At 39.1% G+C, this 26895-nt stretch carries 21 protein-coding genes; 11 read left to right on the top strand and 10 right to left on the bottom strand.

Annotated elements, in window-relative coordinates; genetic code table 11:
• Window positions 1–13: 13 nt before the first annotated feature.
• Window positions 14–982 (bottom strand): ROK family protein, encoded by a 969-nt coding sequence (locus ACLLO5_RS12055; RefSeq protein ID WP_413176076.1) that lies wholly within the window; start codon window positions 980–982, stop codon window positions 14–16.
• A gap of 1164 nt (window positions 983–2146) precedes the next feature.
• Here ACLLO5_RS12055 and ACLLO5_RS12050 point away from each other — a divergent pair.
• The gene (locus tag ACLLO5_RS12050) at window positions 2147–3130 is read left to right on the top strand and encodes a sucrase ferredoxin (RefSeq protein WP_413175685.1); all 984 of its coding nucleotides are present in this window, start codon (window positions 2147–2149) and stop codon (window positions 3128–3130) included.
• Between the two features lie 341 nt (window positions 3131–3471).
• Here the strand turns inward: ACLLO5_RS12050 and ACLLO5_RS12045 are convergent, their stop codons facing one another.
• Together ACLLO5_RS12045 and ACLLO5_RS12040 are read right to left on the bottom strand one after the other, a co-directional pair.
• Window positions 3472–5559 carry a multicopper oxidase family protein gene (locus ACLLO5_RS12045; RefSeq protein ID WP_413175684.1) on the bottom strand — a complete coding sequence of 696 codons (2088 nt, stop codon included), beginning with the start codon at window positions 5557–5559 and terminating at the stop codon, window positions 3472–3474.
• A gap of 535 nt (window positions 5560–6094) precedes the next feature.
• Entirely contained in the window at window positions 6095–6448 is a 354-nt protein-coding gene (locus tag ACLLO5_RS12040; protein ID WP_413175683.1) for a hypothetical protein, read from the bottom strand.
• 648 nt (window positions 6449–7096) lie between these two features.
• Here ACLLO5_RS12040 and ACLLO5_RS12035 point away from each other — a divergent pair.
• From ACLLO5_RS12035 to ACLLO5_RS12025, 3 genes are all read left to right on the top strand, one after another.
• Window positions 7097–7906: a class I SAM-dependent methyltransferase gene (locus ACLLO5_RS12035; RefSeq protein WP_413175682.1), complete on the top strand. Its 810-nt coding sequence runs from the start codon at window positions 7097–7099 to the stop codon at window positions 7904–7906.
• A 62-nt stretch (window positions 7907–7968) separates the two neighbouring features.
• A complete protein-coding gene (locus ACLLO5_RS12030; protein WP_413175680.1) occupies window positions 7969–8805 on the top strand; it encodes a hypothetical protein in 837 nt (278 codons plus the stop codon).
• A 37-nt stretch (window positions 8806–8842) separates the two neighbouring features.
• The gene (locus ACLLO5_RS12025) at window positions 8843–9688 is read left to right on the top strand and encodes a hypothetical protein (RefSeq protein WP_413175679.1); all 846 of its coding nucleotides are present in this window, start codon (window positions 8843–8845) and stop codon (window positions 9686–9688) included.
• Window positions 9689–9734: 46 nt separating this feature from the next.
• Here the strand turns inward: ACLLO5_RS12025 and recQ are convergent, their stop codons facing one another.
• Window positions 9735–11903 carry a DNA helicase RecQ gene (gene recQ, locus ACLLO5_RS12020; protein ID WP_413175678.1) on the bottom strand — a complete coding sequence of 723 codons (2169 nt, stop codon included), beginning with the start codon at window positions 11901–11903 and terminating at the stop codon, window positions 9735–9737.
• Complete coding sequence (locus tag ACLLO5_RS12015) at window positions 11882–12073, bottom strand: hypothetical protein (RefSeq protein WP_413175677.1); 192 nt, start codon at window positions 12071–12073, stop codon at window positions 11882–11884. The genes recQ and ACLLO5_RS12015 overlap by 22 nt, the downstream gene beginning before the upstream one ends.
• A 65-nt stretch (window positions 12074–12138) precedes the next feature.
• On the opposite strand from ACLLO5_RS12015, the gene ACLLO5_RS12010 reads away from it, so the two are divergent.
• The 3 genes from ACLLO5_RS12010 to phnE all read left to right on the top strand — a co-directional run bounded on the left by ACLLO5_RS12010 (window position 12139) and on the right by phnE (window position 14757).
• Window positions 12139–13113 (top strand): phosphate/phosphite/phosphonate ABC transporter substrate-binding protein, encoded by a 975-nt coding sequence (locus ACLLO5_RS12010; RefSeq protein WP_413176075.1) that lies wholly within the window; start codon window positions 12139–12141, stop codon window positions 13111–13113.
• Window positions 13114–13211: 98 nt separating this feature from the next.
• A complete protein-coding gene (locus tag ACLLO5_RS12005) occupies window positions 13212–13970 on the top strand; it encodes a phosphonate ABC transporter ATP-binding protein (protein ID WP_413175676.1) in 759 nt (252 codons plus the stop codon).
• The gene (gene phnE, locus ACLLO5_RS12000; protein ID WP_413175675.1) at window positions 13960–14757 is read left to right on the top strand and encodes a phosphonate ABC transporter, permease protein PhnE; all 798 of its coding nucleotides are present in this window, start codon (window positions 13960–13962) and stop codon (window positions 14755–14757) included. The genes ACLLO5_RS12005 and phnE overlap by 11 nt, the downstream gene beginning before the upstream one ends.
• Window positions 14758–14934: 177 nt before the next feature.
• Here the strand turns inward: phnE and ACLLO5_RS11995 are convergent, their stop codons facing one another.
• Window positions 14935–15807: an S-methyl-5'-thioadenosine phosphorylase gene (locus tag ACLLO5_RS11995; protein WP_413175674.1), complete on the bottom strand. Its 873-nt coding sequence runs from the start codon at window positions 15805–15807 to the stop codon at window positions 14935–14937.
• Between the two features lie 179 nt (window positions 15808–15986).
• On the opposite strand from ACLLO5_RS11995, the gene ACLLO5_RS11990 reads away from it, so the two are divergent.
• Window positions 15987–16211, top strand: a complete 225-nt coding sequence (locus ACLLO5_RS11990; protein ID WP_413175672.1) for a hypothetical protein — start codon at window positions 15987–15989, stop codon at window positions 16209–16211.
• Between the two features lie 127 nt (window positions 16212–16338).
• Here the strand turns inward: ACLLO5_RS11990 and ACLLO5_RS11985 are convergent, their stop codons facing one another.
• Window positions 16339–18474: a caspase family protein gene (locus tag ACLLO5_RS11985; RefSeq protein ID WP_413175671.1), complete on the bottom strand. Its 2136-nt coding sequence runs from the start codon at window positions 18472–18474 to the stop codon at window positions 16339–16341.
• 103 nt (window positions 18475–18577) lie between these two features.
• Window positions 18578–19762 carry a sulfate adenylyltransferase gene (gene sat, locus ACLLO5_RS11980; protein ID WP_413175670.1) on the bottom strand — a complete coding sequence of 395 codons (1185 nt, stop codon included), beginning with the start codon at window positions 19760–19762 and terminating at the stop codon, window positions 18578–18580.
• Window positions 19763–20002: 240 nt separating this feature from the next.
• Between sat and ACLLO5_RS11975 the strand changes: the two genes are divergently transcribed.
• Window positions 20003–20875: a bile acid:sodium symporter family protein gene (locus ACLLO5_RS11975; RefSeq protein ID WP_413175668.1), complete on the top strand. Its 873-nt coding sequence runs from the start codon at window positions 20003–20005 to the stop codon at window positions 20873–20875.
• 15 nt (window positions 20876–20890) lie between these two features.
• On the opposite strand, the gene mnmA is transcribed toward ACLLO5_RS11975, so the two are convergent.
• Window positions 20891–21940 carry a tRNA 2-thiouridine(34) synthase MnmA gene (mnmA, locus tag ACLLO5_RS11970; RefSeq protein WP_413175667.1) on the bottom strand — a complete coding sequence of 350 codons (1050 nt, stop codon included), beginning with the start codon at window positions 21938–21940 and terminating at the stop codon, window positions 20891–20893.
• A gap of 216 nt (window positions 21941–22156) precedes the next feature.
• Here mnmA and ACLLO5_RS11965 point away from each other — a divergent pair, with 216 nt between their 5' ends.
• Complete coding sequence (locus ACLLO5_RS11965; protein WP_413175666.1) at window positions 22157–22966, top strand: hypothetical protein; 810 nt, start codon at window positions 22157–22159, stop codon at window positions 22964–22966.
• A 67-nt stretch (window positions 22967–23033) separates the two neighbouring features.
• Entirely contained in the window at window positions 23034–24560 is a 1527-nt protein-coding gene (locus tag ACLLO5_RS11960; RefSeq protein WP_413175665.1) for an NAD(P)H-hydrate dehydratase, read from the top strand.
• 18 nt (window positions 24561–24578) lie between these two features.
• Here ACLLO5_RS11960 and ACLLO5_RS11955 read toward each other — a convergent pair whose 3' ends face one another.
• The gene (locus tag ACLLO5_RS11955; RefSeq protein ID WP_413175664.1) at window positions 24579–25964 is read right to left on the bottom strand and encodes a PP2C family protein-serine/threonine phosphatase; all 1386 of its coding nucleotides are present in this window, start codon (window positions 25962–25964) and stop codon (window positions 24579–24581) included.
• Window positions 25965–26895 lie beyond the last annotated feature (931 nt).

Here is a 26895-nt window from a genome sequence, read left to right as displayed (position 1 = left end):
CCTGTTTCTTAAATCACCGTACAACATCCAAACCCAAGGCCACAGCCCCCCACAACGGGGCATCATCCCCCAATAATGCCCGCACGACTTCAAAATTCACTTCTGGTAATGCGGTTTCCTGTGCCACCTTGCGGACTATAGCCCAAAAACTATCACCGGCTTTGGTGACACCACCACCTAAAACAAAACGTTGGGGATTCATCAAGTTAGCCACATTACCAATTCCTACTCCTAGCGCCCAAGCGGCTTTGTATAAGACTTCTTTTGCTAGTTCATCACCATTGGCTGCGGCTACACTCACTATTTGCCCAGTGATTAAGTTTAAATCGTTACCTACCAAATATTTCAGTATTTCTCCTCTGGTGCTGGTGGGGGAATTATGGGTTTCTTTCTCCAGTAGTTCCCGCGCATTTTGTGCTATGTAAGGCCCAGAAGCTAAACGTTCTACACATCCGCGTTTTCCACACAGACATACTGGCCCGGTGGGATCTACAACTATATGGCCAATTTCTCCAGCCATACCACCTGCACCTTGCCAAGGTTTACCGTTGAGTATCCAACCGCCACCTACACCTGTACTGATGGTGATGTAAAACAAGCTATCATATCCCTGTCCAGCCCCAAACCGATGTTCACCAACAGCAGCGACATTAGCATCATTGTCTACACCCACGGGAGCATTATATTCTTCTTCTAGCAGTTGTTTGAGGGGTATATTTTCCCAACCAGGAACATGGTGAGAAAGTCGGACAAGTCCAGTGGCTGCGTCTACGGGGCCGCCAAAACTCACACCAATAGCATCGGGTTTACGTCTATCTAGCACAGAATCAATGAGCGATCGCATAATTTCTATATCACTCAAAGCATCAGCATTTGTAGGTGAAAGCCGATTTTCATAGTGCAACCATTCCCTAGAACCAGCTTCCACTGTAGCTGCTGCTAGTTTAGTCCCACCAAAATCAAGAGCTAATATTAATGTCATAATCGGTAATTGGTAATTAGTAATTGGTGATAGGAAATCAGTCTGACTCATCACCGATTGATTACCCATGACCCATTCTCATTATCTCGTCAATAAAATTTTGTAGTCGTGCATAAAGTGACCCTTTCCTTATAAACAAGTACAAATTTATCTGCCTCAATTCTTTCTTCCTGTACCTCGCTGAGATAGTGGTGACAGCAGGGAAATTTTTCAATTCTTTGTAATACTTGGTAACATAAGCGAAAAGCTATTTATTGTATTGAAAAACTTAATGATATCTTATAGGCAATATTGATTAAACTTATTTAAACTAAAGATACTGAGAAAAATTGGCAAAATAAGAAAATTTATTAGATACTTGCTTTTGTAATTAAATTCTGTTACTGTTGATACAGATAATTGAAATACAGTTATAATCAGGCTTTCAGTGTTCTAGAGATTGTTGAGTACAGCAACATGGAGAAAACCTCATATTTATCCTCTTTTCTACCTCTGGGCTGATTCATGGCATCAAGTAGATATGTTGTAGTTAGAGAAAGTTAAACGGTCTAACAGTAAACTCATCAGTTACACTTTTTGATTGTTTATCCTTACCATAGCTTTATCAGCTATATTTTTTTAGAAGCTTATTGAGAATAATTAGCAATATAAAACAATAAAATGAATACAAGCTCAGACACTCAAAGTATGTCTTTAAGTATACACACAAAGGTTTTTGGTAAAAATATGGATAATTTATACAAAAATTTACAAATTAATCTTGCGGTTAAAAATAATGCTAATTGTATTTTTAATTACATTCAAACATTTAATAAGTCTCAGGCTAATTGCGTTTATCCCACCCTAACAAAGGTTAATTTTTTTTGCTAAAAGCGTCAAATCAGATTTGATCAGCACAAAATTACAGCAGGTAAAATTTTCTGAATTGTTCAATAAAATTAGATACCAAATCAATTTATCTTTTACAGTAATACTTTTTATAGATAGCATTGAGTTTTAGAGATGGCAAATTTATTAACCGGAAAGACTTGAAAAAACCGGAAACTTATAAAATGGCATCGGTTTTTAGTCGTTAACCCTATTAAAACTAAAACTGGTAGCTAGAAACACAATTTTAGATTTCCCTTACCTTTGTCTATAAAATCAATTGTTGAGTGAATTTATATGAATCATTTTTTTTGTTCTGACTATTCCCGGCAACTAGGAGAAGATATTATCGGTAGTGCTACAAACTACCAAACTTACATTTTAGTAGAATGTCCACAACCTTGGATGTCAGAAGCATTTCAATCAAAATGGATTCCCGATAACTTGCGGGTGTTGGTTGAAGAAGTGCAGCGGCGTAAATTATCCATTAGGTTTCTATTAATTGCTAATGATGAATCACATAAAATAGAACAAACTACATTATTGATTTATCAAAAACAAGAGGGTATAAGCAATGGCTACCACAAGCAAGAATTTAAATTACCAAATATTGAACAAGCTGCCGGAGTTGTCCGGAAATGGTTATCAGATGGAAAACCTGATTATCAAATAGAAAGCAGTATCACCAGAGATATTTTAGTTTGTACACATGGTAGCCATGATCAGTGTTGTGCCAGATATGGCAATCCTTTTTACTTTTATGCTAAAAATATTATTTCTGATTTGCAATTAGATGATGTAAGAGTTTGGAAATCCAGCCATTTTGGAGGACATCGGTTTGCACCCACAGCCATAGATTTACCAGAAGCAAGATATTACGGTGTCCTGGATCAAGATTCCTTCAAATCAATTTTAACCAGAACAGGTGATATTGAATTTTTGCATAAAGTTTATCGTGGTTGGGGACTTTTACCATCAGCATTACAGATTTTGGAAAGAGAAATAATTCTCCATCATGGATGGGATTGGTTTAACTATAAAGTAGTCGGTAAAATCTTAGAGCAAAGTATGGATAATAATACAATTTTGGCAGAGTTAACTTATGAAAACCCTGCGGGTTCTCTCTACACTTACCAAGCTAAACTTGTAAAAGATGCAGTGAAAACTCAAGTGTTAAAGAGTTCTTGTCATGCAACACAAGAGTCATTGGTTGTTAAATATGCTGTAGCTAATCTTTGGCTGGTTGATAGAAAAGTGGCTAGTACCGCAGGATGGAATTAAAAATTAAAAATTAAAAATGAGTACAGCCTCAGCTTTTTACTTTTCAAATATTGGGAAATTTTGAATTATTACTTGTAAGTATTCAAGATAGAGAATCCTCCAAGTCAGGAGAATAAAGGCTTTTTAGTCAAGTATGATGATTTTGATAAAATTTCACTTTTGTCTATTCTTCATTTCATAAGCATTCTGACTCCTGACTCCTGAATTCTTACTATTGCTTCTTTTTGTTTAAGCTAAAAATTTTGTAGAGATATTCCCAAGGAACACCTCTACAGATAAATTCATCCTGAGATTCAGAAATACATTCAAATCATTACTGAAAAATCAAGACCAAGCTAATTTCACGAACTGTAACCCATTCCTGAGCCTCTACCCATTCCTGAACCTCTACCCATTCCTGAGCCTCTGCCCATTCCTGAACCGCCACCCATTCCTGAACCGCTACCCATTCCTGAACCGCTACCCTGTTGACTTTGTAGAGTAGTGGCGCTGGGTGTCTGAGTCTGGGTATTACAACCGCTTGTACAAGTGGGATTAGATGTGGTACCAGGTGGTTGTTGAGGAGTAGGAAGATTTTTACAAATTTGGTCAAAAGTCACATATTTGGGACTTGAGCTAGGAGTGAATGAACTCTTAGAAAGTGGTGTACAAGGAGGTGTTCCCGTACCATTAACAACTACATTCCGCATCATTCCCAAATCTTCATGAATGAGAATATGACAGTGAAGCACATACTCACCATCGTAATCTGGGAAACGATGCACAATTGGTACACATGAATTTGCATTAACCGCTATTGTATCCCACCACCGCCAGTTACTAGAATCATTTGGGCCTTTGGGATCTATCATATCCCCAACCTTTTGGAAAGGATTAACGTGAATATGGAATGGATGAGGTGAACCTCCTGTAGCGGCTCGTATATTCCGCAAAGTCCAAACTTCTGCTGTGTTTAAGCCTACGGTTATATCACCAGCATTTACATCATATTGCTCTTCATTGACTTCATACTTGCCATACTTATTAGTAGTCTGTCCTGTTCCTTGGGGAATTGTGAAGCGGATATCTTGGACTGGATGTTGCAAAGCTCCTGTTTGATTATTATATATTTCCTGGTATTCAATTGGTTGTAAATAATCTGGTAATGTTCCAGGAATTAAGTAATTGTTGACAGTCGGATTTGGATCAGTACCTTGATTAGCTGTTACTTGAACTTGAGCTAAAAGGGTTACTTGATTTGGTTGTACACCTCCTCCTGTAAATGCATCCTTAACTATATAATAGTTAGCATTTTCATCAGTATCCTCTGGCAACCAAAAGATAAAATCGGCTCTATTGCCAGGAGCAAGATCCCATCCTTGATTTAATTGAGGTTGCTTACCGTAGAATGAAATCCCATCTACAGCAATTAGGTACATGGGAATAACTGCTTCGTATTGTTTGGTTGCTGGATTAAAATTCTTGACTAATTTCAAGTTCATCAAACTACGTGGCGTTGCTCCTGCATTGATAAACCGCCAACGCTGCCACTGTTTTTTGTTGACAGTAATTATTGGTTGATAAATGCCGTTGACTAAATAGTTTGCGAGAATGCTCCTACCTTGTCCTCCTCCTTGTGGGTAAATGTCGGTTTGTTTTGCAAGACCACCAATTACTTCTTGTATCAACCAAACTTTATCCTGTTCTGGAGGAACGATTTGATTTTCTGGAGGTTCAGGAATAATGATGGCTCCCGCTAATCCATTAGATACTTGTAAACCACTTGCCCCATGCAGATGGGAATGATACCAGTGTGTACCAGGTGCATGAAAATCTGGCAATTTCACACAATATTTTTGGCTACCACCTGGTTCTACTTGAATTAATACACTGTCGGATGCGGTACCATCTGGTTGAGATTGAGGTGATACGTGCAATCCATGAAAATGCAGGTTAGTGGTGTTGAAACAGCCAGGGGCATAATTTCCTTCAGTTGTATTAATGTGACAGGGGATGTTATCAGTCAGCGGAAACTCGTTTTGTAGAGTGATATTGATTTGGTCGCCGGGATTAACATATAAAAAGTCACCAGGAATACTACAGTCATAAGTATGTACATCTATGCTTTTATCTCCGGCCTGTTGTGGCAGTTTTAGTGAGGCAATCCGTGTATTTATTGTCTTGTTAAGTTGTCCTTCGCAACTAGTAATTTTTGTTGCTTCTTGGAATGGTTCATTAACAGCAACATTGATTGTAGTATCACAATTTTGAGTAGATACGGTTGTTGCCTGTGCTGAACTACTAGCTTCTGCTTGGGCTAATTTAGGTAAGGCGAAAGCGGCGGCGGCCATGACACCTGCACCCATAAATTGACGGCGGGTGAAGATAGATTTTTCTGCTTCTGGATTTTGATTTTCTGGTTCGGATGGTAAATGTTTTTGTTGTGTCATGGGAAACTCCTGGTATAAATACAAAAGCTGTCAATAATATCTGCGCTAATTTCGCTGAAATCCTCTTTCAATCAGGTTTTCAGTAATTGAGTATTGAGGATTGTCAATTTCTTAAATGCCAACTGGAAAAGGTATCCAGAGAACAGATGTGTTGTGTAAGACAAAACTGACAATCTTAATCAAATCCGGTCATGAAAATTGCTGAATTTGACTGCTTTCTAATATTGCAAATGGTTTGAGTAAGTAAGTCTGAGGCAATGTGTAACTAAATTTTTGCTGGTTTTTAATCTCTGCACATATAGCAACAGACATATCAGTTAGGACATCATATTTTGATTCACAGAGAACTCTTAATAGGGAACAGACAATAAAAAAACGTCCTAACAATTGCGGCTACTGCTATAAGTAGATCTATTTAAATCACACATTACCTAGATTTATCAATCACAGCTAACGGCTGTAGTTATAAAATGCACATATAAACCGCAGACACTGGTTATTTTGAGAACTCTTCTCTGTGCATCTAGGTAAATTTTTAACCCCGACGAATACTGGAGCGGAGTACATTTACTTCTTGGATTAAGTCAATGATACGCTTTTTAGCATCCCGTGCAGAACTTTTGTCTTTGCCTCCTAAACCCAGCCTGGCTTCAGTCCAATCACGGATGATTTGTTCTTCTTCTGCTTCGTCTCCCTCATCCAGAATCATGAACCGACGGAAATAGGGTACATCCCACTCGATCATGTGTGTCCATACGTCGTAGGGGGCGATTGTCCAATCAATTTGCCAAACTTGTCTCAGTAATCTGAGGAAGACTGTTTCTTCAGGAGTGCGCTCGCCTCTATCTATTAATGATTGAATCCCTGCGCTAAGTTGATCTTTATCCATTCCAGCCTCCAAAAAAACTTTGGATCATTTTTCTTTTACATCTTACACGGATTATTTCATTAGCTATGTATACATTTATTTCAAATAAAAATGATTTTCAACCTATAAATCTATGATTACAGACGCAAAAGATCAATTATTTAATATATTTTTTACCAAAATGTAAAATATTATTTTTTTTTAATAATGAAAGATTCTGTTTGCTCAAGCTTTTACTTTTTGGTTGATAACCAAATACTCTTGGTGTTCAGCATTTTGTCAGATGGAATGCACAATCCCATCAAGCCTCATAAATGTTAAGTTTTCTGTAGAAAGTCGCTTTGTATCTATCTTTCAGTCCTTTATGGAAGCAAGCCGTAACCGAACTTATGTCAAGTTCAGACTGGTTTTTCCCTAACTAATTTTTATTGATAACTAAATGGCTATATAAAAAAATAAAATTTACATTTATATCTTTCTTCAGTCATAAATTCAACTTAATAATTTATTATGACGGTTGGTAAAATGTTGGTATTAGACAACATGAAAAGATTTGTATCAGATTCTATATTTAAATCAAAATAACAATTATTGCCCTTGTGATAAATCTCAGAATATGACAAATAATAATAAGGCTAGGAAAATGGTTTAATCTATTAAAATATCACTGTGGAATTTCTTCCCCCATCTTTTGATAATCAAGCCAATAGTTATGATCAACGTGCAGGTTTATCTGAGGAACTTTGCCGTCAAATTGTCGAAGTTGTACTTTCTTGTGCTGAAGTCCAACCTGATGATCTTGTCGTTGAAGTAGGCGCTGGTACAGGCATCATTGGTCAGTGGTTTGTGCAGTCACCATGCCGTTACATAGGTTTTGATCTCTCCTCGAATATGTTAGAAGTGTATAAATCGCGACTGAACTGTAATCAAGATAATTGGAGGTTGGTAGAAGCAGATGGCAATCAACAGTGGCCAGTTGCTGATACTACAGCCCGTGTGATTTTTAGTTCCAGAGCTATCCACCTCTTGGATATAAAACATACAGTCAATGAATTGTACAGAGTGGCAAGCGATCGCACACTTTTCATGGTTGGACGTATTAAAAGACACAAAGAAAGTGTGAGAGAACAAATCAGACAACAGATGCAACAACAACTGCAACATCACGGGTTGTCAGGAAAACGGGGAGAAAAAAATCAGCATCAGCTGATGGAATTATGTGTGCAGCGTGGGGGAAGGAAAATTGAACCAGTAATGGTTCAAGAGTGGAAAGTTACTACTACGCCACAGGAATCTCTAGATAATTGGCAAAAAAAACCAGGTTTAGGGGGTATCAACCTGCCTGAACAGATCAAGCAAAACATCTTAGACGAACTGCGAATCTGGGCTAAAGACAAATTTGGCCAACTTGATCAGCAGATGGAATCCCAAGAAGCCTACATTTTACAAGGCGTTGATCTGACAAAAACTAGGGTGTAGGGGGAGTCCTATTTTTAGTCAGGTGTGAGGAATAAACTCAGGTAAAAATTGTTGTGACAATTATGACAAATACAATTCCGACTCTAGACAATCAACTACTATCTCAATTAGGACAATCCATTGTTCAGGGTTCACTCAGTGATCAACAATTACTCGCTCAGACATCTAGAGAACCATCAATCAAGATTTTGCCTAATGCTTGTGTTCTGAAAATAGGTGGTCAGAGTTTCATTGACCGGGGTCGGGCAGCTGTCTATCCTTTAATTGAGGAAATTGTTGAAAACTTAGGCCAGCACAAAATGATTATCGGTACTGGAGGGGGTACTAGAGCGCGTCATGCTTACAGTGTGGGGCTTGATTTAGGTCTACCAACAGGAGTTTTAAGCGTTCTGGGAACTTTTGTCAGTATGCAGAATGCAAGGATGATCCATTATTTATTAGCCGAGAATGGCATTCCTTTTATTGAACCAGTGCAGTTTCCTCAGTTACCTCTCTATCTAGCAGAACGGGGAGCCGTGGTTTTCTTTGGAATGCCTCCTTACACTTTTTGGCATGAAAACCCAACAGCAGGGAGAATACCTCCCCATCGTACAGACACAGGCGCTTATTTAGTCAGCGAAGTGTTTGGAGCTAAATCCATGATTTTTATCAAAGATGAGGAAGGACTTTACACTGCTGATCCAAAAAAAGACAGAAATGCCAAGTTAATAAAAAATATCTCTGTCTCTGAACTCAAAAGCTTAGATTTGCAAGATGTAATTATTGAGCGTTCAGTTTTGGATTTGATGGAAAATGCCTGTAATAGCCGTTCAATTAGGGTAATCAACGGACTAACAAAAGGAAATTTAACACGGGCTTTAAATGGCGAAGATATCGGTACTCTTATCTATGTTGATTGAAATTTAATTCAAATTTAATTCAGGAGCTAATTATCAAATGATGCAGACAAATATTAACGGTGATTACAGGCAACATCTGACATCCTTATTGATGCGCGAAAGTTTGATGGATAAGGATGTAGAGATATCCACAGAAGACAAGTTAGTAGAAGCGCCAATTATTCGGATGCTTCCAGATACCCATGTTGTAAAAATTGGTGGGAGATCAATTATTGATGCTGGTAGGGCTATTACTTATCCAGTAATTAAAGCTTTAGGAACACTCCTAGAATCCAAGAAGTTGATTATTGGTGCCGGTGGTGGTGTCAGAACTCGCCACGTTTTTTCAATTGGTATTGATTTGGGTATGCCTACTGGTGTATTAGCTACACTCGCTCAAGCTGATGCGTTGGGTAATGCTCATATTTTGGGTGCTTTACTCGCTCCCTATGGGGTGGTAGCTATTCCCCCGGAAATTTTTGGCCACCTTTTACCGTTGTTTATTCGTACTGTTCCTGGTGTAATTTTTAGTGGTGTTCCTCCTTATTCTTTGTGGGAACATCCCCCAGCCATTGGCCGTGTACCTCCTCATGGTAGTGATGCAGGAGCTTTTTTGTTAGCAGAGTGTTTTGGTTGTGAAAGTGTAACTTTAGTTAAGGACGTTGATGGCTTATTTGATCAAGATCCTAAACAAAACTCTAGTGCTAATTTTATTAGGGAAATATCCACATCGGAAATTAGGCAGCGGGATTTTCAAACATTACCTTTTGAACGAATTTTGATTGATTTGCTGGAACATTCTCGACTAATTAAGCGGGTGCAAATTGTGAATGGTTTACACCCGGAAACAATTATTGCCGCTGTAGCAGGTGAACAAGTTGGGACAATGATATATGGGGATTAAATAGGAATAATGCCCCTACTCTTTCCTATGGGTGGGGCTATGATCACTAAGTTTTGCGGTTTTCCCGTCGCCATTTGGCTTTCACTAAACGAATTTCATTAAAACTATAACTTTCACCTAAATATTCGCGAATGGGAGTTAGAGAAATATCACCAAGAACTTCTAAGACTTGCCAGATTTTTTTTTGTCGTTCTAAAGGTATTAATTGGTTTAAGTCTATAGATTGATTTTTTTCAATTAGGTCTGATAAATGCTTGATAATTGTGGAAGTTTTAACATTACGTTTTTGGGCGATTTCTTCAATATTCAAGCCTTGTTGATATAGTTCTAATGTGCTTGATTCGGTATCAGAGGGAAAGTTATCAACTGGTGCATAATAAACTGGATTATTTTTTTGTGGCTGTAAACTTTGTTGTTGACAATAAGCTTGAATTTCTGCCAAGAATTTATCACCGTATTGGGCTAATTTATGACTCCCTACTCCAGAAAGTTCACCAAATTCATCTAAGGTTTTTGGTTGTATTTGCGCCATTAATTTTAGGGTAGAATCATGGAAGATGACGTAAGGTGGAACAGCTTGTTCATCAGCTAGTTGTTTACGGAGCGATCGCAACCTGTGCATGAGAGCTTCTACCTCGGCAGCTTTGCCAGTTCCTTCATCTAAACTAATCTTTTGGGCGATGGGAACAGCAATGGAAACTGAACGCTGTTTTCGCATTACTTCCCAACTCAAGGGGTTAAGCTTCAAAACTGAGTAACCGTCGGCTGTTTGTTCTAATAAACCTTGATGTAAAAGCGATCGCCCCAAGATTCGCCACTCATCTACTGTTTTATCTTTACCTATTCCATAAGTAGAAAGTTGATCATGTTTATTGAGGGCAATTTTTTGATTTTTCGCACCCCGCAATACATCAATAATATACAACATTCCATATCTTTCTTTACACCGTGCCACACAAGATAAAAACTTCATCGCTTCAATTGTCCAATCTTGTACAGGTTTGGGATAAAGACAATTATCACAATTTCCACAATTACCAGGAAATCGTTCTCCAAAATATCCTAACTGAATGGTGCGTCTACAATCTGTTCCTTCTGCATAATCAATTACTTGACGTAGCTGTTGTTTAGCAATTAACTGTTCTTGAGGATCTGTTTTTTGGTTGATACTCCATTCAATAGTTTTAACATCGCCAAAGCTAAAAAATAGTGTACATCGCGAAGGTTCACTATCTCTACCAGCACGACCAGATTCTTGATAATAACTTTCTAAATTACGGGGTAAATCAAAGTGAACCACAAACCTTACATCAGGTTTATTAATTCCCATCCCAAAAGCTATTGTGGCTACCATTACCCGCACATCATCCCGAATAAATCGAGTTTGATTTTTGGAACGTTCATCATCACTTAATCCTGCATGATAAGGCAAGGCTGAAATTTTATCATTTTGCAGTTTAAAAGTTAATTCATCAACTTTTTTTCTAGTTAAACAATAAATAATTCCTGAACCTTCATTTTCTCTAACTATTTCTAATAATTCAGCATAAGCACGTTGATTTTTAGACCTGATTTCATAATAAAGATTTTGGCGGTTAAAGCTGGCAATGTGAACACTGGGTTGTTTTAATCCTAATTGTTGAATAATATCAACACGCACCCGGTCTGTCGCAGTGGCAGTCAGGGCAGTAGTGGGAACATCAGGATAGCGTTTTTTTAATAAAATTAATTGCCGATATTCTGGACGAAAATCATGTCCCCATTCAGAAACACAATGGGCTTCATCAATAGCAAAGTTAGCAATACCAATTTTTTCTTTGACTACATCTAAAAGTGGCAGAAATCTATCACTAATTAAACGTTCTGGGGCAACATAAAGTAACCTAACTTTACCATTCATGATCGCTTCTTCACGAGAGCGAACTTTATAGGAGTTAAGACTACTATTGAGAAATGTGGCAGAAATGTTGTTATTACGCAGTGCTTCTACTTGGTCTTGCATCAATGCTATCAACGGTGATACGACCACAGTTAAGCCTGATTTCAACAGTGCAGGTAATTGAAAACACAAAGACTTACCCCCACCAGTCGGCATCACTACCATTAAATCTCGATTTTGCAGTGCATCCTCGATAATTTGCCTTTGTCCAGGACGAAATTGATCATAACCAAAGTGATATTTTAAGGCTTTTTCTAGTTGGGGATACTCAAGCATGGTAGATGTCTTGCGGTGCTAACTTTCTGGGTTGAGATGAAGATATCAGGATTGTAACTCAGGGCTTTAGTCATTGGTGATTGGTGATTTTGTCGGTTGTTCCCCACACCCTCATCTCTTGTGAGTTTTTGGGACTTATTGACTTTTATTGCTAAAAGCTCTAAATTCATTTATCGAAATAGTTGAAATAATTTAGCAAAAATACTGAGAATCTTTCCTAATGAATAGTCAGAAAATGGGTGTGAGTAAAAAGGGTTTATTGGCTGCTGGTGGGGCATTAGCAGCACTAACAGGGTTAGTTGCTAGTACCTTGCTAGGAATGCAAGCAACTGTGGCTACACCTAATCCTAATCAAGAAACACCTACCTTACTTGCCCAAAAGTTAAAAACCTTAACAATAGTTTTTCCTAGTCGTTCTGATTCTATAGATTTACAAACCAAAGCCAATGCGGTGGGCAGCTTTTTGTCCAAACAATTAGGAATTGCTGTCAAAGCTCAGATAGGTGATGAAACGTCTGCGGTAGAAGCTTTGCGAGGAAATCGGGCTGATGTTGCTTTTTTGAGCAGTCGTCCGGCTTTAAAGGCTGAACAATTAGCAAATGCTCGTTTGTTTTTGGCTGAAGTTCGTCCCAATTATTCGGGCAGATACACATATAACTCTATATTTGTTGTCCCTGCAAATAGCCAGCTTAAAAGCAAAAATTCCGCTAAAGCGACTCTGGAACAGTTGCGTGGTAAAAGAATGGCGTTTACTTCCCCTACCTCTGGTTCTGGGTTTATTTTTCCTGTGAGTGAGTTGGTAAAACAGGGATTTGTACCCAACCGCGATCGCTTGGATGGATTTTTTAGTCAAATTACTTATGGTGGTAATTACAGCAAAGCGTTGGAAGCAGTGGTACGTGGACAAGCTGATGTGGCTGTTGTCTCAGAATATGCTCTGTTTCCTCCATATCTCTCCCCTGAAAATAAAAGTAAGTTAAGGGTGCTGTATAAAATCTCTGGTGTTCCTGCTCATGGTATTGTTATTGATGATGATGTTCCAGTGATCATGCGGGAAAAAATTATTAACGCTTTACTAAAGTTGAACAAGCCAGAAAACAACGAACTTCTCAAAAGCTTGTATAATTCTACAGAGTTGGTGAGAGTTGATCATGATCGTCACCTCCAACCTGTCCGCAATGCCTTGAAAAACCTTGGTATAGAACCGTAAAGATATTATCTATCAAATAAAAATTCAGGAGTATGGCTTTGCTTTTTCTCAAGCCCTCCAGAATTTCTTCCGTCTAGCACCAATTACTGATTACCGGCGTGAAACTGATTGAATGTTATAACCTAGAAACAGCTTATATTGCATCTTTGAATCGTCCTATCCTCAACGGTATTAATTTTCATATTAATCAAGGTGAGTTTGTTGTTTTGTTAGGACTTAATGGTGCAGGTAAGTCTACATTATTGCGATCGCTGTTAGGGTTAGTCCCATTGGTATCAGGAGAAATTTACGTTCATGGTGTACAAATAACTCCCCAAACATTACGGAAAGTTCGCCGGGACATTGGGATGTTATTTCAAGGTGGTGGTTTAATTCAGCAATTATCAGCTATTGAAAATGTGCTTTGTGGTCGTTTAGGTGTAAGAACAACTGGACAAACTTTGTTTGGTTTTCCTGAACGCGATCGCATTCTCGCTCTGGAATTATTAGAACAACTCGGTTTAAAAGAACAGATATATCAAAAAACTTCTAGACTCAGTGGTGGACAACAACAACGAGTGGCGATCGCCCGTGCTTTAATTCAATCACCGCAAATACTTTTAGCTGACGAACCCACCACCGGGTTAGATGTGGTTGCATCCCAACAAGTGATGCAAACTTTAGCACAACTCAATAGCGAGCAAGGCTTGACCATTATTACAGTTTTACATGATTTGGGCATAGCAGCAGAATACGCCCAAAGAGCGATCGTTTTAGATGCCGGACGTATCGTTTATGATGGAAAATGCAATAACCTGCAAGCCCAATTTGCCCAAGGATTTAAGCTTGTAGAAACATACAAAGAATATGAAGAATAAATCTTTTAATTCCCAATTCTTAAACCGCTATACTTGGCTGATTAATCTAGTCATGCTGTTAGCTATTCTGGGAATTTATATTTGGGCTTTGCAAGGTTTAAAAGTAGATTTTGAACTATTAAAAAATAGCTGGCCTTATATCACTGATTTTATTGTCAGGTTATTCCCACCAGATTTGAAAGTTGTAGATATCGCAATTAAGGCATTAATTGAAACTATACAGATGTCTGTTTGGGGAACTTCTATCGGTGCAATCCTTTCTGTACCAATAGCGATCGCCAGTGCTAATAATGTGGCTCCTTTATGGTTGCGTTGGGTAGCAAATTTACTCCAAAATGCTGTTCGTTCTGTTCCCTCTATTATTTTAGGGCTAATTTTTGTTGCTGCTACTGGTTTAGGCGCACCTGCGGGTACATTAGCTTTGTCAATCTACACAATAGGTTATTTGGCTAAATTTTATCAACAAGCAATTGAAGCTGTTGATTCTCGGTCTCTAGAATCTTTACAAGTGATAGGTGCATCCAGAATTCAAATAGCTCAATATGCTATCCTACCGCAGGTGTTGCCCTTGGTTTTAGGTTATACCCTGTGGATGTTTGAATACAATATTCGTGCAGCTTCCGTACTCGGTGTAGTTGGTGCAGGTGGGATTGGCTTTCAGTTAAAAAGCTATATAGACGGTTTTGAATACACAAAAGCCACAACCATGATGTTGGTGTTGTTGGTGGTGGTGACTGTAATAGATGTTTTCAGCAGTAAATTACGTCGTCACCTCGATTCAATGTAAGGGAAGATGAGGGAGATGAGGGAGATGGGGGTGATGGGGGTGATGGGGGTGATGGGGGGATGAGGGTGATGGGGGAGAATAATCTGTAACCTGTAACCTGTTCCCTGTTCCCTGTTCCCTGTCACCTGTCACCTGTCACCTGTCACCTGTCACCTGTCACCTGTCACCTGTTCCCTGTTACAAATATTTCTGCAACAACAAAGCCAATTTATCCTTCGTAGCTGTGGGTGCATTGGCTAAATTGGTTAAAATTGCATATTTCAAAGCGGAATGTGCATCACTCACAGGGGGATTTTCACTGAGACGCTTCACCGTTTCTTCAATTACCTTTTGTGCATTTACCGCATTTCGCTGTAAATTAGCAATTACCATCTCTACGGTAACACTGTCGTGATCTGGGTGCCAACAATCATAGTCGGTGACTAAAGCTAAGGTAGCATAAGCTATTTCTGCTTCTCTGGCTAACTTTGCTTCTGGCAAGTTTGTCATACCAATGACTGTTGCATCCCAACTTCGATAAAGATTTGATTCTGCTTTGGTAGAAAATGCTGGGCCTTCCATACATACATAAGTACCACCACGGTGGAGAGTAACATCTGTTAAATTCAAAGAAGCGATCGCATCAGCTAAAACTCCAGCCAAATTTTTGCAAATCGGCTCACCAAAAGCAATGTGCGCCACAATTCCTTCCCCAAAAAACGTAGAAATGCGATTTTTTGTTCTGTCAATAAACTGATCTGGCACTACCATATCTAGTGGTTTTGCTTCTGCTTTTAATGAACCGACTGCACTAGCAGAAATTAAGTATTTCACACCTAATTGCTTCATAGCATAAATATTAGCGCGAAAGGGCAACTCCGTAGGTAATAGCGTATGATTACGACCATGACGAGCTAAAAAAGCAACTCTCGTTCCCGCCAGCGTCCCCAGGATTACTGCATCTGATGGTGCGCCAAAAGGTGTTTGCAGTTCTAAAGATTCCACATCTTTAAGAGCTTCCATTTTGTATAACCCACTGCCACCAATAATCCCAATCTGTGCTAGTGTCATTTTTTTAAATCATGAAATTTTAAACTGCTAAGTTATTCTACCGAAAATGAGAATAATCTAAAGCTACACGCTAGTAATCAAATAGATTTTTTTTGTTTAAGTAAAGCTACGAATGGCAAATTTACCAAATCTTGTTATTCTAAAGTTACTTAGTTAGTTAGTATGAAAAGTATATTAAAATGCTAGAAAACAATATGCAATTCAATATCAACATCAACTCCAACCCTAGCAATTTAGAACCTATCTTGGAACGCATATTTGCTAATCGCCGAATTACACGCCAAGATCAACAGATTATGATGTCCAGTCTTTTGACGGAAGAAGGATTAAGTGAACACCATCTAAGACAAATTAATAAAGTATTCGATGCTTTAAAAAGAGGATTAATTAAAGTTGTAGATTAAGGTAACTTTTAATTTGTAATAGTGCCTCCAGTCCCTAGATGGATAAGTAATTTATAGTTCGTAATTAAGTTTTTTAACTCAGAATTAAACCACACCATAAAACTTACTGCTTCTAAAAGTGGGGGATTTAAACCACTTGAAAACTAAAGTTAAGACTTGCCCAATTATTCACATCTAATACATAAGAATCCGCAGCAGTTCCAGTAATTTCAACTTTAATTTTACTGGCATTATGTAAATCTTGAAGCAAGGCTTGAGCGACTTCTAAAGCGTTAACTAAAGGACTAATAGGCTGTTGTTCAGAAGTGGGATACTTGGTAGTTACCAAAACTGCAAGGGTTTCAGTGAAGGGAGAGGTACTCAGAATTAGTTGGTGTTCACAAAAGAAAACTGGGGAAGGAAGCGTCCAACTAGCAGTAGTATTGTTGTCTGGGAATCTCAGGGTTTGTCCAGGAGAAATGACTATTTCTTGCAGACGAAGTTTGGTGTCGGAGACATCTTCTAGATTAGAGATTTCCCAAGGGTAAAAAGCGAAAGCACTTCTGCTATTATTTAACCCCACCAACATTAAATATATCGGGCGATCGCTCAAATTTTCCACCCGATACTGCATCGTACTTCCGGCGGGAACTGTGGGAATAGCTGTTCCTGGGGTAGTGAGTGCTTTATGAGTTGTACTTTCCCCACTCAAACCACGCCATGTTTGCTGTTGCATCACAACACGGGGTGAGATGTTGTTGACCATCTCTAAAGACGCTTTCACCGCCAAGCGAGAAGAACCTTGATTTTCTGTCAGTCGCCATAACTTTGCTGCTAACAGGGTAGAAAATTTTGGTGTTAATCTCTGCACTGCTACTTTTACGGCTTCTCCAGTTTCCCCGGCCGTATTGAGAATTACTTCACTATCAAGGGAAAAAAGACCATAACGACTGGGTATGTTCTTTAACTTGCCAAATATATAATCTGGCTTCTGTTCTGTGGCTGTAATGTTAACTATCCGAGTAATTGTCGCAAAGGCGCTGGTAGCATCTACACGCTCAATTCTTTCTAGACCAGAATCTAAGAGAACAGTTAAACTAATATTTCGGGGTAACACGCGCACTGCTTCTTGTACTAGTTGCCCAATTTGTAGCGATGTGGTAGCGTCTTGGTTGAATATCTGTGCTTTTGCAGTTAAACCATTGCGCGACTTCAAGATTAACTGTTCTCCCATCGGTGTAATTAATCGGGAATTAACTCCATAGTATTCTAAAACTGGCAGAGGTAATCCTCCCAGCCATAACTCAACTGCTTTACCATCTTCATTTATAGCTATCACCACTCCTTCTGCATCGCTACTTACCAGGGGGAAATTATCAATAATTAAGCCACTTTGAGGATTTTTCTTTTCAGTCCATAACCCTGATTGCTGTTTGCTACCCAATTTGTACATGGAACTACTGACATGAGAGAGCAAAATTTGAATAGTTGTGGCTGGGGTAGTTTCCCATAAATATTGGGTCAATGCGTAGGTAAATAAACCTGCGCTGAAATTACCAAAAAGCAATTCTCCCGCTTGCTGATGTTCTGACGAGGTTGCTTTGAGAAGCATTGCATTGTTAACTGGGGAATTCTGGGTTTGTAGCTGTTTGAGAAATGCCAATTCCTCCGGTGCTAACGTTGCTACTGCTGATTCTGGTCGGGAACGAAATTTTAAACCAGCGGTCTGTAATGTAGTGGGAGCATAATAACTAGTATCTAATATTGCTGTGACTCGTTTGGTGGGGAGCGATCGCAATAAAAGTAAAAGAGTTGTTTCTAATAAATAGTTGACAGATAGTTGATTTTGTGTATTTTCGTCGAAAGGAATCAAGGCATTTTCCACAGTTTCGGGAAAATTTGCCAATTTAACACGAGTACCATAGCCACTAAAATGAAAAAAGACCGTATCATCAGCTTTTGCTTGCTTACCCAAATGATCAACAAAAGCCGCTTCAATAAATTCTCGGCTAGCTTGTTCCTCAGTTAAGGTGAGAATGTCCGCAGATGCAAAGCCAAAGCGGTGAATCAAGAGTTCTTTTTGCAATTCCACATCTGTCAGACAACCAGCAAGGGCGGGACTCTGTGGATATTGATTAATACCTATTAACAATGCCAACTTGCGCGGTTTGGGTTGTGCTAAAGCTTGATAATAGCGATTTCCTAAAGTCAACCACTCAGCTTCACTCAGTCCCAATACTGCGAGTATGGAGCCAATTCGTTCTAAAAACGCACGCCGTTTCATAAAATTAACTATGAGAAATCAGCCCTTCAGCATCATAGCTTAAAGGGCAAAAGTCTGTAGGGTAAAATTTCTGACTATACTTTTTCCTAACTAGGAGTCAATCCTAAGCTAAAGCTGGTTGTGGGATAGACATTGCCCGTGCTAACTCAGCCGCTACTTCAGGACGAGAGAATTCTGGTGGGGGTAACTCACCACGACGTAGCATTTCCCGGACTTTTGTCCCCGATAGGTGAACCCGTTCCTCTGGTCTGCTAGGACTGGTTTTGGTTGTCGCCATTTGTTTGGTGCGTGTGCAGTAGAAAGCGTGTTCAAACTTCATTGGCACAATACCCAATTCTTCAGGCGCAAACTCATCAAATATATATTGAGCATCATAAGTACCGTAGTAGTCACCTACACCAGCATGATCGCGCCCAACAATAAAGTGTGTACAGCCGTAATTCTTACGAACCAAAGCATGGAAAATGGCTTCCCTGGGGCCAGCATAACGCATTGCCGCTGGATTAATTGCCAGAATTACTCTATCTAATGGGTAATAATGTTCCATGAGTATTTCATAACAACGCATCCGTACATCAGCGGCGATGTCATCTTCTTTGGTTGCGCCTACTAATGGGTGTAAGAATAGACCATCTACTGTTTCCAAGGCACATTTTTGAATGTACTCATGGGCGCGGTGGATGGGGTTACGAGTTTGGAAACCGACGATAGTTTTCCAACCCTTTTCTCTAAACATTTGCCGGGAAGCAGCGGGATCAATTTGGTAGCTGGGAAACTGGGGATGAGAATCACGTTGTAGTAACCAGATATCCCCAGCTAGATTCACGGAACCTTGATTGTATACTACCTGCACTCCAGGGTGTTTGACATCTTCTGTGCGGTAGACATGGATAGCTTCGCGTTTTTTGTCATAGCTATACTTTTCGCTCAGTTCCAATACCCCAATAAACTCACCATTGGGGTTATCCAGACGCACTAAACCACCTGGTTGAAGAGGGGCTGCAACTTCTTCTGTGACAGATAGTGTAATTGGGATTGACCAGACAACACCGTTAGCCAGCCGCATTTCTATCACCACGCGATCGTAGTCGGCTTGGTTCATGAAACCAGTCAGTGGGCTAAAACCACCAATGGCTATCATTTCTAAATCGGAAACGGCTCGCTCATCAAGTGTCACTCGTGGCAGAAAGTCAGCTTTGGAGAGAAATACTTCTCTTTGTTCTGACGAAGCAACCCGGTTAATTAACTCTCCGCCGTGGGGGGAGATGGCATCTGGATGGTAACTCAACGTGATTCCTTCCCTAAATTATTGTTGCGAACTATGTACTAAGTTATCAAACTGTTGGTACAAATAGTTAAATTTCTGTGAACTTTTTTCCTTTGCCGGTCGGAAAGGGTGAGATTGGGGAAAGGAAGCAGGGGGGCAGACTAAGAACACGAATTCAAGAGGGTTTTAGAGATATTTGGCGTAAGTCCTGATAAAATCTAGTTTTTAGCTGATTGTGTAATTAATACAAATATAGTAAATATGCAAGCAAGCTTTTTGACTGCGGTTGTTTTGCCTATGTCCTTGGCTGTCATTATGCTAGGGATGGGATTATCTCTTGTACCAGAAGATTTTCAACGGGTAAAGAAGTATCCCAAAGCTGTCTCCATTGGCTTGATCAGTCAATTAGTTTTTTTACCTATTATCGGTTTTATTATTACTAAAGTTGTACCCATGCAGCCGACAATAGCAATGGGTTTAATGATACTGGCACTGTGTCCAGGTGGAGTATCGTCGAATATTATTACATTCCTCGCTAAAGGTGATGTTGCACTTTCAGTGACTCTGACGGCTTTTAGCAGTGTGATTACAGTTTTTACAATTCCCGTTTTGGGAAACTTGGCATATCAGCATTTTATTGGAAAAACTGCGGCGATCGCTCTGCCTGTTGGGGAAACTATACTGCAAATTTTGCTGATGACGCTGTTTCCTATTGTGTTGGGAATGGGAATGCGGCAGATGTTTCCAAAATTTGCCCTTTCTTTGGAAAAGGTAACTAATCGTCTGGCGGGAATATTACTGGCTGTAATTATTCTCCTGTTAATTATTCGTGAGTGGGCGCGTCTGCCTGATTTTATTCTCCAAGTTGGATTTGGTGTTGTATTGTTGAATATTATTTCCATGTTTGTAGGGTTTTATATTAGCAAGCTAATGAACCTCGATCCTCCTCAACAAATATGCATTGCCATTGAGGTGGGACTACAAAACGGTACACTAGCGATCGCAATTACTGCTGGAATACTCAATAATCCTGATATGGCCGTACCAGCTGCTGTTTACAGTTTATTTATGTATGTGACAGGGTTTATTGCTATTGCTTACGGTAGAAAGTTGGCTGCAACTAACCCTGTCTAGTTCATATTCTGTTCGTTACTGTTCAATTATTCCCCCACCCAATACTTTATCCCCTTCATACCAAACCGCTGCTTGTCCAGGGGTAATGCTGAACTGAGGTTCATCAAACACTAAGCGAACACGGCCATTTTCTAACGGAATTACAGTCACGGGTACGGGTTGGGAACGATAACGAATCTGCACTTCTGCATGGATGGGGGTTGCGGGTTCAGTGATGGAAACCCAATTTACCCGATTTACTGTACATTCTGATTGAGTTCCTTTGGTGCGATCGCCTACAATTACTCTATTATTAACCGCATCCAATTCAATCACATACAAGGGTTCAGCCGCAGCAATTCCTATCCCTTTACGTTGTCCAATCGTATAATGATGTACACCATCATGTTGTCCCAAAACTTTTCCAGTGGTATCCACAATATCACCGGGTTTGGGTGCTAAATATTTATCTAAAAATGCCCGCATGGAACCATTACTTTCCACTAAGCACAAATCTTGACTTTCTGGTTTATCGGCGGTTGTTAAACCGTATTCAGCCGCAATTCTGCGGGTATCGGCTTTATTCAATTCTCCTAAAGGAAAGATAGAAGAACCTAATAAATCTTGAGACAAATCATACAGGAAGTAAGACTGGTCTTTGTTTCTGTCAACTGCGCGTAACAATTGATAACGTCCGGTGGTGTCATCATAGCGAATTTGGGCATAATGACCTGTAGCGATCGCATTACTTCCCAATTTTTCCCGCGCATATTCCACCATTGGACCAAATTTCACCGTTTTATTGCATTGCGAACAAGGTAACGGCGTAATTCCCACACTGTAACCCGATACTAAATAATCCACAATATTGGCTTGAAAGACATCCCGAATATCAACAATTTCGTGAGGGATGCCTAATTGTTCACAAATACTAGCCGCGTCGATCATTCCTTCAGAGCAACATTGCCCTTTGCCTTTCATCAGCCAAAGGGTTAAACCAATTACATCATAGCCCTGATTGTGTAACATAGCGGCAGCTACAGAACTGTCAACGCCACCAGAAAGACCAACGACAACTTTTTTCATAATTCACACTTTTAACAGTGCTTGCTACTGATTATTACTGGGAGATTATTTTTCACCCTAAACAAAACGCGAGACTGTCCAATTGTAGCACAAGTTCCTGAAAAGCTTTGGTAGCAAGCAACTTTCAGTTATGGGGTTTCAGCCATCTCTGTAATTATCCATTAACTGTTTACAATGATGAGTAATGGAAAATAGTTGCTCAAGAGAGTGATAAATATGCGGATTTTCATAATCAGTCCATTTACTTACCTATCTGTTTCGCTATTTATAGGCAGTTCTTTGGCGATCATCCCCCAAAATGGCACAGCACAAGCACAATTTAATCAGTATCAAGATAGATCAGATTTAAACCAAATTCTTACTACTGCACAAGCATTGCCTCAATTACAACCAACGCAAGCTATAGAATTTAGTCAAAATCGTCAAAAATATCAACCTTCCCAAACCAAACAATTCAGTCAATATAACCAAGATTTTGAACGTTATTTTGTTTATGTTGACGGTGATAATCCTCAAACTTTGCAACGCATACGTCAAATTGAAAGTAGTGCTTATGTTCGACAGTACAGTGGCAGAACAATAATTCAAGCAGGTGTTTTTAGTAAACCATTTAATGCTCAACAAAGGGTGAAAGAACTGGAATTAAATGGTATTCCTGGCGCTCGTTTTGTCGGTTTCTCTAATAATGGAACAGGGGGTGAGAATAATCCTATATATTCCAGCAATACCTCGCAAGTATCTTATTATTCCCCTAGCTATAATGATCCAATAACCAGAATTAATTATAGCCAAAGAAATCCTACTTCTTATTATGTGATTATTCCCAGTAGTCCTAATAATTTACGCAATTTGGGTGAACAAGTCCGCCGGAGTATTGGTCAAAATAGTAATGTGTGGATGAGAACCCAGCCACGAGGAGCGCATATAGCGGTGGGTCCTTTTAGCGAACGTCCAGAAGCCGAACAATGGAATGATTATATTAAAAAATTAGGCTACGGAAATGCGAGAGTTTATTACGGAAGATAGGTGACAGGTGACAGGTGACAGGTGACAGGTGACAGGTGACAGGTAACAGTTAAGCAACAAATTACTAATGATTAAAGAACAATTTGTAGTAACTTCTGCCCAAATGCGTGACATTGAAGGGCGAATATTTGCAGCGGGAATGCCTGTTGCAGCTTTGATGGAAAAAGTAGCGGGACTGATTAGCGATCGCTTACAGGTTATCATACCAAAAGGGCGATGTGTGGGAATTTTAGTCGGACCAGGCCATAACGGTGGTGATGCTTTAGTTGTAGCCCGTGAACTACACTTTCGTGGTTATCAAGTTTGGATCTATCAACCCTTCTCTAAACTGAAGGAATTAACTAATCAACATTTTCAATATGCTCAAAGTTTGGGAATTCCTTGTTTTCAAGAAATTGATAAAGTACCAAATTGTGATTTTTTAATTGACGGTTTATTTGGTTTTGGTTTAGAAAGAGAAATTACAGATTATATTGCTGCTGCAATTAATTATTTTAATGCCTGGAATAAACAGATTTTTAGTATTGATTTACCTTCCGGTTTACATACAGATACAGGGGAAGTTTTAGGAGTTGCTATTCGCGCTACTCAGACCTTTTGTTTAGGTTTATGGAAACAGGGTTTATTACAAGAACAAGCATTAGAATATATTGGACAAGCTGAATTAATTGATTTTGATATTCCTTTAGCAGACATTGATGCTGTTTTAGGAGAAGTACCAAAAATTCAACGCATTACTCAAACCACAGCAATTGGGACTTTACCTTTACCTCGTTCCCCAATTACACATAAATATAAATCAGGACATTTACTATTAATTTGTGGTTCAAGACGTTATGCTGGGGGTGCAATTTTAACAGGTTTGGGTGCGCGTGCTTCTGGTGTGGGAATGTTATCTATTGCCGTACCTGAATCTATTAAACCGCTGTTAGTTTCTCATTTACCAGAAGCTTTAATTATCGGGTGTCCTGAAACGGAAACAGGGGCAATTTCTCATTTACCATTACCAGAAAAAACACATTTAAGCTCATTTAGTGTCATTGCTTGTGGTCCTGGTTTAACTCAAGATAGCACGCCAATTGTTCAACAGGTAATTGAAAGTGATGTTCCTTTAATTCTAGATGCCGATGCTTTAAATATATTGGCGCAATTGGGGACTATTTCCACTTTAAAAAAACGTCAAACAACAACGGTTCTGACTCCCCATACAGGTGAATTTCATCGTTTATTTCCTGATATTTCCTACACAAATAGAGTCAAAGCAGTACAAACAGCAGCGGCTCAAACAGGGGCTGTAGTTTTGTTAAAAGGGGCAAGAACAGCTATATCTAACCCTGAAGGTGTTGTTTGGATCAATTCTGAAAGTACACCAGCTTTAGCCCGTGGTGGTAGTGGTGATGTTTTAACTGGGCTAATGGGTGGATTATTAGCGCAAGCGGCAATTAAACAAACTCCTATTGAAGATGTGGTTGCAACTGCGGCTTGGTGGCATTCTCAAGCGGGTATTTTGGCAGCGGCAGAAAGAACCGAATTAGGTGTTGATGCTTTTACTTTGACACAATATTTAATGAAAGTTCTGCTGGATTTTACGTAGAGTTCGCTGAATAATCCATTACAAAATTTGCAAAATTACCAATGTCATATCATCAGTATTTTGCTTATCAGGACCAATAAATTCTTCAACTTTATCAAATAAATAATCAACAATTTCCTGGGGTCCATTGCAATAACGACAAGCCGCATTAAATGAAGTGACAAAATTATCTTCATCAAAGCGATCGCCACTAGCCGCAGCCGCATCAGTCAAGCCATCCGTATAATAAATAACCGTATCACCTGGTTCTAACTGCACTTCTCCATCTTCATATTGGCTGTTAGCATCCAAACCAATCAGCATACCTAAAGTATCCAATCTGCTCACAGTTTTAGTCGCAGCGTGCCACCACAAAGGCGGATTATGTGCTGCATTGCTATAAGCTAAAACTTTTGTGCGGGGATTATATTCTGAATAAAACATTGTCACAAAGCGGTGGGAATTTTCCAAATCCGCATACATAACTCGATTCAAATTTTGCAAAATTCCCGCAGCCGAATTACCATGTAACACTTCACCTCTTAGCATTCCTCGCAACATTGTCATAATTAAACCAGCGGGAACACCTTTACCCATCACATCACCAATTACCAAAGCCCAACGGGCATCTTCTGCACTACTATTATTATTTAATTTTAACTGATTATTATTTGTGGGAATAAAATCATAGTAGTCTCCACCCACACGGTTAGCAGGTTTACAACGTGCTGCTAAAACTGCACCAGGAATACTAGGACATTGACGTGGTAAAAGTCGGCGTTGAATTTCTGCCCCAATTTCTAATTCTTGATCTAAGCGTTCTTTTTTCCTCAGTTCTACCGCTAGTTCATCGTTTTCAATGGCTACGGCTGTTTGGTCTGCAACTAACCTAACTAACTTTTGTCTAGTTTCTGTCCAGCTATATTCTGGATCACGGCTTAATACATAAAGCCATCCTCGTTCTGTATGCTTAACTAAAATCGCTGTACCGAAAATTTGGACATCGGGACCTAAATAGCGATGCATTTCATCATCTAAGATGCCGGTGGTTGCTGTTAGTGGTGCAGAATTAGGTAAAAGAGTAATTTGACTGCTGGCAGTTTCTAGGGCTTTCCTAATATTTTTTCGTTGTTGGCTATCTTGCCAATGTAGCTGTTCTAACCTAATTTGACCATTGGGTTTATAGAGAAATAAGGCGCTACCATCAGCATCAGTAACTCTTGTGGCCATGAGTGGAATCAGTTCCAAAAACTGATTCAAATTATTAAAGCTTCTGAGGGCAAATCCTAAAGAACTGAGCAAATCTTGAATTTTGTTCTGTTCGCGATTCAACCTGGCCACAAGTTCTTTCAATGCCACAACTGGAGTGACATCTGTCGCGGCACTACTATTACTTTCAGTGGGGTGAGAAGGCACTTGAGACACAGGTAAATATACTATTGCACTTGATATTAGCAGATGGCAGATTTATGATTTTTTTCAATCCTTTGTTTTTGGTATTGCTCAATTATCTTGGACAAAATTAGCCATTTTAGCAAGAGTAGAAAGACTTAGGATGGAATTTTTCTGAGTATTGCATTTGCTGATTGGGGTTTCTTAACTTTATAGGACTTTATAGCAATTTATTTTTTACTTAAAAAGGGGTCAGAAAAACAGTAATTTTCACAACTATTCAGTCGGCTTATAATTTTTTCATGACTGAATTAGTAATTCATATACCCTGAGAAATAAAATTTTTTTGCTTCCAAAGTCATCTCTTAGACTTAAAGCGTAAGTCTTAAGAATTTTGGCTTGATGAATTTTGTATGGGGTTGTTTATTATTGTTTTGCTGCTGGAGTTGGAGAAAAAAGATTTATCATCATCACCTGCCAAAACAAAGATACAACTTAGATATTGCCAACATTTAACTGGTATAACATACATTTCCAGAAGATTTGCACCAATATAAATTTTCCATATTCAATTTATTGGTTAGCAGATTTTAAATTGCTGAAAATGCAATTTGCTTTGGGCTAAAAATATCTAGAATGTATGGAAATACTACCTAGAACAGGAATAATTTCCAATCTTTAACCCCAAATCCAGATAGTTTTAGGTAAACCATGACAATTCAAATGTCTAAATAGCTGAAAAATAGTGTTTATGAGCAATTTTGCAAGTAGAATCTGATCAAAAAATCAGGGGTATTCAGCCAGCTTACTTACAGGAATCTGGTTGTTTGTTGATGTTTTGTGCATTAATCAAGTAATCCTGATCTGCTTTGGATCAACTACCAGGCGCTTGAGCAAAGTGGCTTTAGTGTGAAATTCTACCAGAAGTTATGCTTTTTTTGTTAAAAAAAAGAATTATTTTAAG

The sequence above is a fragment of the Anabaena azotica SJ-1 genome (assembly GCF_047275885.1).
GTDB lineage: Bacteria > Cyanobacteriota > Cyanobacteriia > Cyanobacteriales > Nostocaceae > Trichormus_B > Trichormus_B azotica_A.
The sequence above is the reverse complement of the archived record's forward strand: the minus strand, read 5'-3'. Positions and strand labels throughout refer to the sequence as shown.

What these genes read in the sequence shown, in the direction of transcription:
- ACLLO5_RS12055 (WP_413176076.1), bottom strand. Translation starts at nt 982, where the DNA reads ATGACATTAATATTAGCTCTTGATTTTGGTGGGACTAAACTAGCAGCA.
- ACLLO5_RS12050 (WP_413175685.1), top strand. Translation starts at nt 2,147, where the DNA reads ATGAATCATTTTTTTTGTTCTGACTATTCCCGGCAACTAGGAGAAGAT.
- ACLLO5_RS12045 (WP_413175684.1), bottom strand. Translation starts at nt 5,559, where the DNA reads ATGACACAACAAAAACATTTACCATCCGAACCAGAAAATCAAAATCCA.
- ACLLO5_RS12040 (WP_413175683.1), bottom strand. Translation starts at nt 6,448, where the DNA reads ATGGATAAAGATCAACTTAGCGCAGGGATTCAATCATTAATAGATAGA.
- ACLLO5_RS12030 (WP_413175680.1), top strand. Translation starts at nt 7,969, where the DNA reads ATGACAAATACAATTCCGACTCTAGACAATCAACTACTATCTCAATTA.
- ACLLO5_RS12025 (WP_413175679.1), top strand. Translation starts at nt 8,843, where the DNA reads ATGATGCAGACAAATATTAACGGTGATTACAGGCAACATCTGACATCC.
- recQ (WP_413175678.1), bottom strand. Translation starts at nt 11,903, where the DNA reads ATGCTTGAGTATCCCCAACTAGAAAAAGCCTTAAAATATCACTTTGGT.
- ACLLO5_RS12015 (WP_413175677.1), bottom strand. Translation starts at nt 12,073, where the DNA reads ATGAATTTAGAGCTTTTAGCAATAAAAGTCAATAAGTCCCAAAAACTC.
- ACLLO5_RS12010 (WP_413176075.1), top strand. Translation starts at nt 12,139, where the DNA reads ATGGGTGTGAGTAAAAAGGGTTTATTGGCTGCTGGTGGGGCATTAGCA.
- phnE (WP_413175675.1), top strand. Translation starts at nt 13,960, where the DNA reads ATGAAGAATAAATCTTTTAATTCCCAATTCTTAAACCGCTATACTTGG.
- ACLLO5_RS11995 (WP_413175674.1), bottom strand. Translation starts at nt 15,807, where the DNA reads ATGACACTAGCACAGATTGGGATTATTGGTGGCAGTGGGTTATACAAA.
- ACLLO5_RS11990 (WP_413175672.1), top strand. Translation starts at nt 15,987, where the DNA reads ATGCTAGAAAACAATATGCAATTCAATATCAACATCAACTCCAACCCT.
- ACLLO5_RS11985 (WP_413175671.1), bottom strand. Translation starts at nt 18,474, where the DNA reads ATGAAACGGCGTGCGTTTTTAGAACGAATTGGCTCCATACTCGCAGTA.
- ACLLO5_RS11975 (WP_413175668.1), top strand. Translation starts at nt 20,003, where the DNA reads ATGCAAGCAAGCTTTTTGACTGCGGTTGTTTTGCCTATGTCCTTGGCT.
- mnmA (WP_413175667.1), bottom strand. Translation starts at nt 21,940, where the DNA reads ATGAAAAAAGTTGTCGTTGGTCTTTCTGGTGGCGTTGACAGTTCTGTA.
- ACLLO5_RS11965 (WP_413175666.1), top strand. Translation starts at nt 22,157, where the DNA reads ATGCGGATTTTCATAATCAGTCCATTTACTTACCTATCTGTTTCGCTA.
- ACLLO5_RS11960 (WP_413175665.1), top strand. Translation starts at nt 23,034, where the DNA reads ATGATTAAAGAACAATTTGTAGTAACTTCTGCCCAAATGCGTGACATT.